Here is a 13,513-nt window from a genome sequence, read left to right as displayed (position 1 = left end):
CGGAAACCACTGCAACCGTTCGGGCTGAGCCCGTCGACGCCAGGGCTTGCCGCGTGCGTGCAAGGCTTCGACAAGCCCGAACGGGCGGGGAAGAGAAGGTGTCTGAGGCACATCGAAAATCAAGCGAAATATGCCTCTAGTGCTTATGCAGAAAGCGCCATAAGCTCTCAATTCAGGAGCAAGTCACAACCTGCTCTCCACGCTGTTGTGCATGGCAACCTGCGCCACGGCGTCCAGGGCGCCGTCCACCACGTTCTGCTCGGTCAGCACCTGCATGGCGCCTTGCTGCAAGAGCCGGTCAAGGAGCCGCAGCGTCATCGACTGGGTGCGGCCGGAGACGCTGGTGAAGAGGAACAGGTTGCCGTGCGAGCCGATCCATGACAACTGCGTGCGTTCCCATTGGCCGCCTACCAGCAGGTTCACCCACATGCCAATGTCCAGCGAGGGCCGGGCGAGGGGGCCACTTGGGGTGGGCTCTGGCACCGCGGCTGCGCTTTCGGGTTCTGGCGACTGTGAGACGTCCATGTAGCCGGACTCCTTGGCCTCGGAAGGCGCGACCCACGGGTCTTCATCATCCAATCGGCTGGGCTGGGCCACTGCAGCCATTTCATCGGACGGGGCGGGTGGTTCCTGCTGCTCTGCCGGTGGTGCCGTAGCCCTCGGCCCGTGCTTGAAGGCCTGCTCGTGCAGTTGCATCAGCAGATCGAAGACGGCATCGGTCCGGGTGGCGGGGTAGTCGATGGACGCCAGGCCCTCGCGCAGCTTGGCCAGCAGCTTGGGAAGCAGGCGCGCGAGCTGGCCTGTGTTCGCACGGGTCAGCGCGGGCTGCGTGCTCCAGATAAGGGCATCCACCAGTTCTACGTAGTGGTCCGGGTCGGCACTGCGGGTGGTGTTGGTCAACTGCGCCTGCGCCATGACCTGGGTCCAGGGGCCCATCAAGAAGCGGGCAATTTCATCGGGCACCTTGCCAATATCGGGCCGCAGCGAGAGGTCGCGCGATAGCTTGGCGGCCAGCAGGTGGCGCTGCTCGGCGTGCTGCAGGGTCTCGATGGCGCGCTGGCGCTCTTGCTGGCGCGCTTGGTCCTTGTCCGCCCATTTGGCGTGCAACTGTTGCAGCACGTGCTCAAAATCGTCAGCCCCCTCGATGGTGGCCGTGGCCAGCGGGCCCGCAATGTTCATGAGCGAGCGCATGAAGCTCTGGAACCCCGGCGCCTCGGTGCTGTTGAATGCCAGGCTGCGGTCGGTGATGTCCTGCAGCAGGTGGCGCGCGGCGTGCTCCTTGTGGCTGAAGAACCGGGGGTCGGCCACTGCCAGCTGCATCAAGGCGGGCTCCAGGGCGCGGATGAATTGCTGCACGGGCCACAGCAGCCGGCTGTCGCGTGCGATGTTGTCCACCATCAGCGCCACCACCTCCATGCTCAGGGCTTCTCCCAACCCCGCACCATGCTTGCGCGGCGGGGCGTTGGGGTTCTCGTCCGCACCGCCACCCCCTTGGGAGCGCTGGCGGCCCAGGCGTTCCATCATGTGGCTGACCTGTTTCATCTCCTGCAGCGCCTCGAAAGCGGCGGGCACGGTGGCCGCGAAATCCGTGGCGGACGGGTCGATGTGGGGGAGTTGATCGGGGCTTTCGAACTCGCGCGCAAACCGGTCTGAGAAGTTTTCCCCTGATTCGGATCCGGGTGCCGTGGTGGATGCGGGTGCCTGCGTCGGCACGCGGTGGTCGCTGAACTCGCCCAGCAACAGGCGGCGCAGGCGCTCGAGGGTCAGCAGGGGGTCGGCGTGGCCCGCTGCGGCGGACAGGTCGTTGTCCGATGCAAAGCCGGGGGACGCGTCCCCTTCGGTTGGCGTGACGTAGACATACTCGCCGCAGGCCTGGCGCATCGCATAGCCCACGGGCTGCAGGCCGTTTTGCTTGAGCTGGGCGATTTGCGCCTGATAGAGCCCACACAGCTCGGCGCCAAGCGCCTGGGCCATGTGCGCCATCCAGTCGTGCCGCACCTGGGGTGTGACCTGCATCTGCGACACCACGGTCTGCAGGGCCTGCAGAAAGACTTCGGGGCGCAGGGGGTTGCGTTCAGGCTGCACGCGCGGCAGGCCCAGGGCAGCGCACACCAGCGCATCCAGGTCGGCCAGCGGCCCCTCCACGGCTGAGACCAGCACCTGCCGCGCTCGGGCCCGCTCCACGCTGTCGTTGATCTGTGACTCGTCCATCAGTTCGAGGTCATCGAAATGGACCGTGAACAGGGAGCGCGTGGGCTTGGCGTCGGTCTGGGGCGCCTCCTGATCGAGGGCCCTGCGCAGTGCGTCAGGGTAGCGCTCGCCCATCACGGACGTGAGCCGCGAGAGCTGCTGCCGCGCTTCAAGCATGGCCTGGTGTTCACCAGGAGTGCGGGCCTGGTCCTGGCGCGATTGCAGGGACATGCGCGCGGTTTCGGCGACGCGCTCCATCAAAGGTCGAGCCTGTGCCAGTACGTCGTCGACGATGCGCTGGTATGGCGCGGTGGTGCTGACAGTGCTGGTAGAAGGAGCAGAGGGAGCAGAGGCCGACGACATGGTGTATTTCAAGGCGATCTTCTTGGATGACGGGATACCGGTGCCCGCCATGGTACGCGGCAAAAAGGGGCCGAGGGCCCCTTGTTTTTGTCGATGCCAGGCTTGTCAGGCCTGGTCCTCGTCGGGCGCCGACGCTTCAGCCGCCGTGGAACTTGACCACCAGCGGCACGATCAGCAGCGCCACGATGTTGATGATCTTGATCAGCGGGTTGATGGCCGGGCCGGCCGTGTCTTTGTAGGGGTCGCCCACGGTGTCGCCAGTTACGGCAGCTTTGTGTGCTTCGCTGCCTTTGCCACCGTGGTGGCCGTCTTCGATGTACTTCTTGGCATTGTCCCAGGCGCCGCCGCCAGTGCACATGCTGATGGCCACGAACAGGCCGGTGACGATGGTGCCCATCAACAGGCCACCCAGTGCCTTGGGCCCCAGCGCCAGGCCCACCACGATCGGCACCACCACCGGCAACAGGCTGGGCACCACCATCTCCTTGATGGCGGCGCTGGTCAGCATGTCCACCGCACGGCCGTACTCGGGCTTGGCCGTGCCTTCCATGATGCCGGGGATGTCGCGGAACTGGCGGCGCACCTCCACCACCACGGCGCCTGCGGCACGGCCCACGGCTTCCATGGCCATCGCACCAAAAAGATAGGGAATCAGGCCACCGATGAACAGGCCCACGATGACCATTGGGTCGGAGAGATTGAACGTGATGGACTGGCCGTAGCTTTCGAGCTTGTGGGTGTAGTCCGCAAACAGCACCAGGGCCGCCAGGCCTGCCGAGCCAATGGCATAGCCTTTGGTGACGGCCTTGGTGGTGTTGCCCACGGCGTCCAGCGGGTCGGTGATGTCGCGCACGCTGCTGGGCAACTCGGCCATCTCGGCAATGCCACCGGCGTTGTCGGTAATGGGGCCATAGGCATCCAGCGCCACCACAATGCCCGCCATGGAGAGCATTGACATGGCCGCCACCGCAATGCCATACAGGCCCGCCAGTTGGTAGGACACCAGGATGGCCATGCAAACGAAGATCACCGGCCAGGCGGTGGATCGCATCGACACGCCCAGGCCCGCAATGATGTTGGTGCCGTGGCCAGTGGTCGATGCCTGTGCGATGTGTTGCACCGGCGCATATTGGGTGCCGGTGTAGAACTCGGTAATCCACACCAGCGCGGCCGTCAGCACCAGCCCCGTGGCACAGGCGCCAAAGAGCTTCATCTGGCTGCCGCTGGCGGTGATGGCGTTGTCCGGCATGATCCAGACGGTGACGAAGTAGAACGCGATGAGCGACAGCACGCCCGCAATCGCCAGGCCTTTGTAGAGCGCGGGCATCACGTTCTTCATACCGGGCGAAGCCTTCACAAAAAAGCAGCCGACGATGGATGCAACGATGGACACCGCCCCCAGCGCCAGCGGGTACACCACGGCGTTGACCGGGGCGCTGGCCACCATCAGGGCGCCCAGCATCATGGTGGCGATGAGCGTCACGGCGTAGGTCTCGAACAGGTCGGCCGCCATGCCGGCGCAGTCGCCCACGTTGTCGCCCACGTTGTCCGCGATCACGGCAGGGTTGCGCGGATCGTCTTCGGGGATGCCCGCCTCCACCTTGCCCACCAGGTCGGCGCCTACGTCGGCCCCCTTGGTGAAGATGCCGCCGCCCAGCCGCGCAAAGATCGAGATCAGCGACGATCCGAACGCAAAGCCAATCAGTGGGTTGAGCAACGTGGCCAGGTGGGCGGTGGGCGTGAGGTTGCCGTTGCCCGCCAAAAACCAGTAGAACCCCGTAACGCCCAGCAGACCTAGCCCCACCACCAACATGCCGGTGATGGCGCCGCCGCGAAACGCCACGTCGAGCGCCGGGCCAATGCCCTGTGTGGCCGCCTGCGCGGTGCGCACATTGGCGCGCACCGACACGTTCATGCCGATGAAGCCGCAGGCGCCCGAGAGCACCGCGCCCATCACAAAACCCACGGCCGTGATGCCGTCCAGAAAGATGCCGATGAGAACCGCCAGCACCACGCCGACGAGGGCGATGGTCTTGTATTGGCGGGCGAGGTAGGCGGCGGCACCGGCCTGGATGGCGGCGGCAATCTCCTGCATGCGGGCGTTGCCGGGGTCCTTGGCCAGGATCCATCCCCGGGCCCAGATGCCATAGGCCACCGCGATCAATCCGCAAACCAGGGCCAGTATCAGAGGGGCAGTCAGCGCTGTATTTCCGGCCATTCGTCACTCCTTGAAATATTCAGTTGCACGGAAGGAAACATCACAACGCAGGACGGTGGTGCTTCCGTTGCGTTGCTTCCTCGTGCTCCCTGTGCATTTCGCGGCAGGAGTCGATTGGCCAACACGCTCAATTTACAGGCAAACGCCGGTTTGCAAGCAGGTAGAAAGGGGCGTGCGCCTAAAATCAGGGTTAATCCCGACGCTTCGTTGCGCTGCATCAGCGCCGAAGGCCTCGCGGGTTATCGTCAACAAACCACTATCCAAAGACATGTCCCTCAACAACGTCCCCCCAGGCAAGAACCTCCCTGACAGCTTCAACGTCGTCATCGAGATCCCGATGAACGCCGACCCGATCAAGTACGAAGTGGACAAGGAATCGGGCGCCATTTTTGTGGACCGTTTCATGACCACGGCCATGCATTACCCCACGAACTACGGCTATGTGCCGCAGACGCTGTCGGGTGATGGCGACCCGGTGGACGTGCTGGTGATCACGCCTTATCCCCTGCACCCCGGTGTGGTCGTGACCTGCCGCCCGCTGGGCATCCTCATGATGGAAGACGAGGCCGGTGTGGATGGCAAGGTGATTGCTGTGCCCACGTCCAAGATCCTGCCCATGTACGACCACTGGACGACCATCGACGACGTGAACGCCATGCGCCGCAACGCCATCGCCCACTTCTTCGAGCACTACAAGGACCTGGAAAAGGGCAAGTGGGTCAAGGTGCTGGGCTGGGAAGGCATTGATTCCGCCAAGAAGGAAATCAGCGACGGCATTGCCAACTTCAAGAAGAAGAGCAACGCCTGAGACTCTCGGAGCCGTTGGGTTTGATTTTTTAGTCAAACCAGGCTCTAGCGCTTGCCCATCAAGCGCTGGGAGCTATTGAAATAGGAGCGCACCCCTGTCAAGGGCGGTGCGCTTTTTTGTTGTGGGCCTGCGTCCCACCCGTGTCTGGGGGTGGGGCGGATACAAAGCCCCGCTGCAGTGGGGCGCGGGCGCGTGGCGGCTAAAATTCATTTTGTTACAAATAAGGACCGTGCCGATGGGGCGTGGTTTGCGGCGCAGCGCCATGCCCCATGGTGCTGCGCCGCCCATTAGAGGGTGATCCATTCATGAAAATTTCCGATCTGCGCATGGGGGTCAAGTTGGGTGCGGGCTTTTTGGCCGTGCTGCTTTTGACGACCTTGCTGGGCGCCATTGCGTTGGTGCAGATGTCGCGCATTCACGCGAACGCCGAAGAAATCGCCACCAACCTGTTGCCTAGCGTCAGCCAGACCGGAGAGCTACGGGTTTTGCTCAACCGGATGCGCCGGGCGGAGGGTGGCGTGGTCACCTCGCGCAGCATGGCCGAGGTCAAGGCGTTCTCCGAGCAGGTGGCGATGCGGCACAAGGATCTGGACGGTGTCGAGGCCGCGTACGAGGCGTTGATTGATCTGCCCCGCGAGCGGGAGATTTACCAAGGTTACAAGCAGCGCAAGGGCGCATACGTTGCCTTGCAAGCCAAGCTGACGGAACTCGCCAAGGGCGTGGACTTCAGCACCGCCGAGTCGCTGGAGCTCACTGGCGATGCACTGAGCATGTTGTATGCGGGCGAGTCAGAGGCGAGTTTTGTTGCCGTCACAGAGAGCCTGGGTGAACTGCAGAAGGTCAATGCCGACGCCGCCATTGAGGCCAACGACGAAGCGCAGCGCGTCTTTACAAGCGCACGCATATGGGTGCTGGGCACGCTGGCGTTGTGTGTGGTGCTGGCTGCGGTGTTGGGCGTGGGCATCACCCGCGCTGTCACGCGCCCGGCACACCACGCTGTGCTGGCGGCACAAGCCATTGCGCAAGGTGACCTCACCACCGAGGTGCCAGCGGGTGGCAAGGATGAAATGGGCCAGCTGCTTGCCGCCCTGGGCGCCATGCGCGCAAACCTGGCGCACGTCGTCTCCGGCGTGCGTAGCAACGCGGAAGGGGTCGCGTCGGCGAGTGCGCAGATAGCGTCGGGGAACAACGACCTATCGGCGCGGACAGAACAGCAGGCAAGCGCGCTGGAAGAAACGGCGGCGTCGATGGAAGAACTGGGCTCCACAGTGCGCCAGAACGCAGACAACGCGCGCACGGCCACCCACGACGAATTGATGGCGTTTGAGGCGTCTGTACTGGAGACCGCCGTCACGAGCCAGTGGACGCTGGGGATCGGTGCCGGTGTGTCTTTGCTGTTGGGGCTGCTGTTTGCCGTATGGGCCACACGCTCCATCACACTGCCAGTGCAGCGCGCTGTGGATGCCGCCGAAGAAATCAGCAGGGGCAATTTGTCGATCCACATCGATGCCCAGGGCAAAGACGAGCCCGCCCGGTTGCTGCACGCCTTGTCAGACATGCAGCAAAGCCTGTCTCGCATCGTCGGTGATGTGCGTGAGGGCTCCGAGAATGTGGCGACAGCCTCGTCTGAAATTGCCCAGGGCAATAACGACCTGAGTGCGCGCACCGAGCAACAAGCCAGTGCTCTGCAGCAGACTGCTGCGTCGATGGAGCAACTCAATTCCACCGTGCGCCAGAACGCAGACAACGCTCGCCAGGCCAACCAGTTGGCAATGACCGCCTCCACGGTTGCGGTGCATGGCGGTGACGTGGTGGGCCAGGTGGTGGAGACCATGAAGGGCATCAACGACAGTTCACACAAGATATCCGACATCATCAGCGTCATCGATGGCATCGCCTTTCAGACCAATATCCTGGCGCTGAATGCTGCGGTGGAAGCCGCTCGCGCTGGTGAGCAAGGCCGTGGTTTTGCCGTGGTGGCCAGCGAAGTGCGCAACTTGGCAGGCCGATCGGCTGATGCAGCCAAGCAGATCAAGACGTTGATCAGCGACAGCGTGCAGCGTGTGGAGCAAGGCTCAGCCCTCGTGGACCAGGCCGGTAACACCATGACCGAGGTGGTGGGCGCCATCAAGCGCGTGACCGATCTGATGGGCGAGATCAGCGCCGCCAGCAACGAGCAAAGCCAAGGCGTCAATCAAGTGGGCGAAGCAGTGACCCAGATGGACCAGGTCACTCAGCAAAACGCAGCGCTGGTAGAAGAAATGGCCGCTGCCGCCAGCAGCTTGAGCCACCAAGCGCAAGACTTGGTCGGCACTGTGGCGTTTTTCAAGCTCTCGCCCGCAGGTGGGTAGAGCGCACGGGCCTGCCACGCGGCAGCTGCCGCACCTCGCCCACAGTCTGAGTCCCCCCGCGTGGCCGCGCCTGCGCTCAAGGCCTCGGGCCGCAGTGCTAGCTCAAACAGGGGCCGTAGAAGTTTGACTTGTCAGGCGGTTGTCCGCAGTGCGCGGTGCGCAATGCGTTCAACGGTAGGGGTCGGGATACACCAGGTGCAGTCCCGGCACCTTGGGCCGCCGAAACGGCTGCCACCCCGCATCGGGCCCGGTTGCTTGCCCCAGCCGGTCGGCCACGGCCCACCAGGCGCTGGGGTTCAGGCCGATGCCGAAATGGCTGGCCACCACCTCGATGTTTTCGGTGTGCGGGTTGTGGTCGGCGGGCGCCTGGATGCTGCCGCGCCAGGCCACCACGCCGTCGGTGCGTGAGTAGATGCTGGTGGTGGGCACCGGGGGCGCTTCGGGCAGGTTGTAGTTTTCGGTCTCGCGCTCGATGCTGCGGCCGCTGGCGAACTGGTAGATGCGCCAGGCGTTGGTCGAGGTGTGTGGCCCCGCAAAGGGCGTGCCCAGAGTCACCACGCAGCGCACCAGGCCGGGCATGTCCTTGGCCAGCTCGCGGGCGTAGATGCCGCCCAGGCTCCAGCCCACCAGGCTGACCTTGTTGCCGCTGGCATCGCAGGCGGCCTGCAACTGGCGTTTGGCGTTGTCGAGTACCCCTTCGCGCGGGCCAAGGTTCAGGCCCTGGCCCCATCCCAGGGGCCGGTAATTGAGGAACTCCAGATAACGCCGCAACGGCGCCGTGGTGGCATCGCCTGCGGTGAGGCCCGGGAATACGATGACCGAGTGCCCGTCGCCAAGGGGAGCGCGTTTGAGCGCAGGCCAGGCCGCAATGACAGCGCCAAACTCCCAGGGCGCCCGCAATTCCAGCGCCAGCAGCGGCAGGCTCGGCGGCGGCATGGAGGAAGCATCGGCTGCTTTTTTGCGGAAAAGGGACATTTTGGTGGTGGGGCAGTGCGGCGGAACAACGATGGCAGGCGTTCTCGACGGGCGACGTTAGCATTTTTTGGGTGGATGGCGGCGGGCATAAATGGAGCCAGCTCTCCAATGGCGAAGTGGCTTTTGGGGCGCCAACCCGCCAATGGCAACACCCCATTCAGGGTGAATTGTTAGTAAATGCAACAATCCGCTGCTATGCTGTGGCTATAGATGCCCGCGCGGGCTTTGCTTTGGTAGACCGCGTGCTTTGCTGACCCTTTCCCCGATTCTGAAAGTCCGCGCCATGACCGCCACCCCCGCGCCTGCCCACACACCTGCTCCTGCCTCTTCTGCGTCCCGTTCTGGGTCGGTGGAGCCTGCGGGCGAATACCTCACGTTCCGTCTCGGCTCCGAGGAATACGGCATCGATATTCTGCGGGTGCAGGAAATCCGCTCGTACGAGCAACCGACCCGCCTCGCCCATTCACCCGACTTCATCAAGGGGGTCATCGACCTGCGTGGTCGCATCGTGCCCATTCTTGACCTGCGCCTGAAGCTGCAGTGCCCTGAAGCCAACTACACCGACTTCACGGTGGTCATCATTCTGGATATCGGCACGACCGTGATTGGCGCCGTGGTGGATGCGGTGGCCGACGTGGTGTCGCTGGCGCCTGAACTCATCAAGCCCGCCCCCCAGTTTGAACGCCAGGGCAATGTGGACCCCTCTTTTGTCACGGGCATCGCCAGCCTCGGGGACCGCATGCTGATCATGATGGACATTGAGGCTTTGCTCAGCAGTGAAGAAATAGGCTTGGTGGCAAAGGTAGGACGCGACTAAGCTGCATTCTGGTAGCGACTTTCCCCACCCCAGGAGAAGCAGGATGAATCAATTGAAGATTTCAACCAGACTCGCAGTGGCTTTTTTTGTCATGGTGCTGCTGCTGATTGCGCTGGGGGCGGTGGGCATGGTCCGGTCGGCAAGCCAGCGTGCAGAGCTCAAGGACATCACCGACATGCGCATTCCCATCACGAAGTCGATGGGTGTGCTGATGGAGGGGGTGAGTCAGCAGGCCATCCAGTTTCGCAACCTGACAATTTTCAGCGACGAAAAGCTCACCCAGGAGGCGCTGGCCCGTGTGGCCGCCGCGCGCAAGAGCATTGGGGAGCAGCTTAAAACCATCGAACCGCTTGTCCAGTCTGACAAGGGGAAAGAAATCCTGGCGAAAATGCTTCGGCACCGCGACGAGTTCCTCAAGGTGGGGGACCAATACATCGCGCTGGCCAAACAGGGGCAGAAGGACGAGGTCGCAAAATTTCTTGAAGAGCAATTGCGCCCGGCGCAGCGCGCCTACCAGGCCTCCATTCAGGAGCAGGTGGAGTTCCAGACGCAGGTGACTGCCACAGCTGCCGCGCGGGCCGAGGCTGCAGCCAGCGCGCTGCTGCGTGACGTGATGATTGCCGGCGCGCTGGCTATAGCGGTTGCGCTTTTCCTGGCGATTACCATCATTCGCTCCATCACCCGCCCACTGGCCCAGGCGGTGGAAGCCGCCGACCGTGTGGCCAGTGGCGACCTGAGCGGCCATATCGTCGCGCAGTCCAAAGACGAAACCGGCCAGTTGCTCGCAGCGTTGCAGCGCATGCAGCAAAGCCTGGTGAACACAGTGGCATCGGTGCGTAGCAACGCGGAAGGAGTCGCGTCGGCGAGCGCGCAGATAGCGTCGGGGAACAACGACCTATCGGCGCGGACAGAACAGCAGGCAAGCGCGCTGGAAGAAACGGCGGCGTCGATGGAAGAACTGGGCTCCACAGTGCGCCAGAACGCAGACAACGCGCGCACGGCCAACCAGCTGGCGGTCAGTGCGTCCACCGTGGCAGTGCAAGGCGGAGACGTAGTGGCCGAAGTGGTCGAGACCATGAAAGGCATCAACACCAGCAGCAACAAGATAGCGGACATCATCAGCGTCATCGACGGCATCGCCTTCCAGACCAACATCCTGGCGCTGAATGCCGCCGTGGAAGCCGCCCGAGCAGGCGAACAAGGCAGAGGCTTTGCGGTAGTGGCCGGAGAAGTACGCAGCCTGGCCGGACGCAGCGCCGAAGCGGCCAAGGAAATCAAGACCCTGATCACCGACAGCGTCGAACGCGTGGAACAAGGCACAGCGCTGGTCGATAAAGCAGGGGCGACCATGACCGAAGTCGTCAACGCCATCCGGCGCGTGACCGACATCATGGGCGAGATCAGCGCCGCCAGCAGCGAACAAAGCGCGGGCGTAGGCCAGGTGGGCGAAGCGGTCACGCAAATGGACCAGGCGACCCAGCAAAACGCGGCCTTGGTGGAAGAGATGGCGGCGGCTGCGAGCGCGCTGAACGCGCAGGCGGGCGAACTGGTCAACGCCGTGGCCGTGTTCAAACTCGATGCCAACAGCAGCAAACACAGCGCCACACACAGCACCACAAGCAGCGCACCCACCCACACCCAGAGCCCGAAGGCGCCGATCCCGGCCCCGGCCTACAGCGCCCCGCGCAGCAAAGCGGCCCAAAGTGGGGCCAGCGGCGGCACCCGCATCGGCGCCAGCAAGACAGGCGGCAAACCCCAGGCGCAGGCCAGCCTGGCAGCGCCCAAGGCCAGCGCAGCCCCAGCCGCAACGAGCAAGCCCACGGCCCCAAGGCCGGCACCAGCGCCCGCCAAGGGCGGCAACGACGACGAATGGGAAAGCTTCTGAGCGGGGAGGGGCACAGAGCGACTGCAGGAATATGATCAAAAAGGCTGCTAGCGCATATCCATAAAGCGCGGGCAGCTATCAAAAGCAAAGCACGCACCAGGGAGGGGCTCCTGGTGCGTGCTTTTTTGTTGTGGGCCCGGAGCGGCGGCATGCTGAGGGTGTGGGCGCGCGCTGGAGCTTGTATCTAAACACGCCTGACCACGCGCGCGGTGGGTTGGAAGGCAAAGTCCGTGGATAAAAATTGCCATCAATTTGAAGATTCATATAAAATGAATCTTCAAATTGATTTTGTCCTAACGCGTTGGCCCCCGCTGAACACTGAACCCATGAAAACAAGCATTCCTCCTCTCGTAGGCGCTGGGTCGGCCGCTCCTGCCCATAAGCCCTTGCATGGTTGGCCTGTGCTGCGCCTGGGGTTTCGGCCTTTCTATTTGGTGGCTGCGGTTCTTGCATGCCTTGCCGTGCCGCTGTGGGTGGCGGTCATGCTGGGCGCCATCACGTTGAATATGACGGTGCAGCCCATGCTCTGGCATGCGCATGAAATGCTGTTGGGCTTCGCCACGGGCGTTATTGTTGGTTTTCTGCTGACTGCTGTGAAAGCGTGGACTGGCCTGCAAACGCCTCGTGGTGCGGCGCTGGGCGCGCTGGCGCTGCTGTGGCTTGCGGCGCGGCTTGCCGCCTGGGTGGCGCCTTACCCGGTGTATGCGGCGCTCGACGTGGTGCTCTTGCCCATCGTCGCCGTCATCATGCTGCGTGTGCTGCTGCGCGGGGGCAATAAGCGCAATCTGCCGTTGGTGGGCATTCTGTTTGCCCTCTCGCTCGCCAATCTCCTGTTTCACCTCTCGGTCATGGGCTGGGTGGCGATTGCGCCTACCAGCGCGTTGTATGCGGCCTTGGGCTTGATCGTGATGGTCGAGTGTGTGATGGCCGGCCGGGTCATCCCGGCGTTCACAATGAGCGTGAATCCAGGGGTAAAGATAACCGTGCCGCAGTGGCTGGAGCGCAGCGCGCTGGCCAGCACGGCAGTGGGGCTTGCATTGTGGGTGTTTGCACCGGCGGGCTGGGCCACGTTCGCTGCGCTGGCCGCCGCCGCTGCCTTGCAGTTGGCCCGCATGCTGCACTGGCAATCTCTGGTGACGCGGACACGACCGATCCTCTGGATCTTGCATCTCTCGTATGCGTGGATTCCCGTTGGGCTTGCCCTGCTGGCGCTGGCCCAACCGGGCTGGGTGGCGGTATCGCTGGGCGTGCACGCACTCGCCGTGGGGGCGACTGGCGGACTCATCATCGGCATGGTCACGCGCACGGCTCGCGGACACACTGGCCGGCCGCTGCAGGCTTCGCGCGCGGAAGTTTTGGCTTATGTGCTGGTCATGGCGGCCGCCGTGCTGCGGGTGCTAGTGCCGCTCGTCGCGCCACAGTGGTATTCACATGCGCTGGTCTGTGCCGCAACGGCCTGGACGATTGCTTTCGTGATCTATCTGGTGATGTACGTCCCTTGGCTGACGAGCACGCGGCTCGACGGCAAAGACGGTTGATCCCCTTTGTTTCTTGATCTCCCTCCTTGTTTCATACTGCAGAAAGGTTCCCATGCTTCCTACCCAGTCCGTTGTCATCGACGTTCGCCAAATTCCGCCGCCCCAGCGCCACGCGACCATTTTTGGCCGGTTCGATGCGTTGCTGCCGGGCGAAGCCCTGCAGATTGTCAGCGACCACGATCCGCGCCCGTTGCACCACCAGTTTGATGTGCGCTCGCCGGACCAGTTTCAGTGGGCGTATCTGCAGTCGGGCCCCGACCAGTGGCGCGTGCTGATCAGCAAATTGGAAATACCGGAAGACGCACAGGAGCACTCGTGCTGCTCGGGCGGTGCGTGCGGCGGTTGATCGACACCACCAGAACAGAAAA

General features: G+C 63.5%; 9 protein-coding genes. 6 read left to right on the top strand and 3 right to left on the bottom strand.

Annotated elements, in window-relative coordinates; all coding sequences use genetic code 11:
• Window positions 1-183: 183 nt before the first annotated feature.
• Entirely contained in the window at window positions 184-2,604 is a 2,421-nt protein-coding gene (locus tag KI609_RS14270; protein ID WP_226444221.1) for a DUF1631 family protein, read from the bottom strand.
• Window positions 2,605-2,689: 85 nt separating this feature from the next.
• Entirely contained in the window at window positions 2,690-4,771 is a 2,082-nt protein-coding gene (locus tag KI609_RS14265) for a sodium-translocating pyrophosphatase (protein ID WP_226444219.1), read from the bottom strand.
• A gap of 268 nt (window positions 4,772-5,039) precedes the next feature.
• Between KI609_RS14265 and ppa the strand changes: the two genes are divergently transcribed.
• Both ppa and KI609_RS14255 read left to right on the top strand, forming a co-directional pair.
• Entirely contained in the window at window positions 5,040-5,579 is a 540-nt protein-coding gene (ppa, locus tag KI609_RS14260) for an inorganic diphosphatase (RefSeq protein ID WP_226444217.1), read from the top strand.
• Between the two features lie 305 nt (window positions 5,580-5,884).
• Window positions 5,885-7,930 (top strand): methyl-accepting chemotaxis protein, encoded by a 2,046-nt coding sequence (locus tag KI609_RS14255; protein ID WP_226444214.1) that lies wholly within the window; start codon window positions 5,885-5,887, stop codon window positions 7,928-7,930.
• A 168-nt stretch (window positions 7,931-8,098) separates the two neighbouring features.
• On the opposite strand, the gene KI609_RS14250 is transcribed toward KI609_RS14255, so the two are convergent.
• On the bottom strand, window positions 8,099-8,905 hold the full coding sequence (locus KI609_RS14250; protein WP_226444212.1) for an alpha/beta hydrolase: 807 nt from the start codon (window positions 8,903-8,905) through the stop codon (window positions 8,099-8,101).
• 283 nt (window positions 8,906-9,188) lie between these two features.
• On the opposite strand from KI609_RS14250, the gene KI609_RS14245 reads away from it, so the two are divergent.
• The 4 genes from KI609_RS14245 (at window position 9,189) to KI609_RS14230 (ending at window position 13,491) form a co-directional block, all read left to right on the top strand.
• Complete coding sequence (locus KI609_RS14245; protein ID WP_226444210.1) at window positions 9,189-9,722, top strand: chemotaxis protein CheW; 534 nt, start codon at window positions 9,189-9,191, stop codon at window positions 9,720-9,722.
• 43 nt (window positions 9,723-9,765) lie between these two features.
• The gene (locus KI609_RS14240; RefSeq protein ID WP_226444208.1) at window positions 9,766-11,607 is read left to right on the top strand and encodes a methyl-accepting chemotaxis protein; all 1,842 of its coding nucleotides are present in this window, start codon (window positions 9,766-9,768) and stop codon (window positions 11,605-11,607) included.
• 326 nt (window positions 11,608-11,933) lie between these two features.
• Window positions 11,934-13,145 (top strand): NnrS family protein, encoded by a 1,212-nt coding sequence (locus KI609_RS14235; protein WP_226444206.1) that lies wholly within the window; start codon window positions 11,934-11,936, stop codon window positions 13,143-13,145.
• Between the two features lie 52 nt (window positions 13,146-13,197).
• Window positions 13,198-13,491, top strand: a complete 294-nt coding sequence (locus tag KI609_RS14230) for a DUF2249 domain-containing protein (protein WP_226444204.1) — start codon at window positions 13,198-13,200, stop codon at window positions 13,489-13,491.
• Window positions 13,492-13,513 lie beyond the last annotated feature (22 nt).

It is taken from the genome of Acidovorax radicis, from assembly GCF_020510705.1.
Classification (GTDB): domain Bacteria; phylum Pseudomonadota; class Gammaproteobacteria; order Burkholderiales; family Burkholderiaceae_C; genus Acidovorax; species Acidovorax radicis_A.
This window is presented reverse-complemented; position numbering and strand designations above follow the sequence as displayed.

Coding starts and splice junctions, on each gene's coding strand:
- KI609_RS14265 (WP_226444219.1), bottom strand. CDS start 4,771: ATGGCCGGAAATACAGCGCTGACTGCCCCTCTGATACTGGCCCTGGTT.
- KI609_RS14270 (WP_226444221.1), bottom strand. CDS start 2,604: ATGGCGGGCACCGGTATCCCGTCATCCAAGAAGATCGCCTTGAAATAC.
- KI609_RS14235 (WP_226444206.1), top strand. CDS start 11,934: ATGAAAACAAGCATTCCTCCTCTCGTAGGCGCTGGGTCGGCCGCTCCT.
- KI609_RS14250 (WP_226444212.1), bottom strand. CDS start 8,905: ATGTCCCTTTTCCGCAAAAAAGCAGCCGATGCTTCCTCCATGCCGCCG.
- KI609_RS14255 (WP_226444214.1), top strand. CDS start 5,885: ATGAAAATTTCCGATCTGCGCATGGGGGTCAAGTTGGGTGCGGGCTTT.
- ppa (WP_226444217.1), top strand. CDS start 5,040: ATGTCCCTCAACAACGTCCCCCCAGGCAAGAACCTCCCTGACAGCTTC.
- KI609_RS14240 (WP_226444208.1), top strand. CDS start 9,766: ATGAATCAATTGAAGATTTCAACCAGACTCGCAGTGGCTTTTTTTGTC.
- KI609_RS14245 (WP_226444210.1), top strand. CDS start 9,189: ATGACCGCCACCCCCGCGCCTGCCCACACACCTGCTCCTGCCTCTTCT.
- KI609_RS14230 (WP_226444204.1), top strand. CDS start 13,198: ATGCTTCCTACCCAGTCCGTTGTCATCGACGTTCGCCAAATTCCGCCG.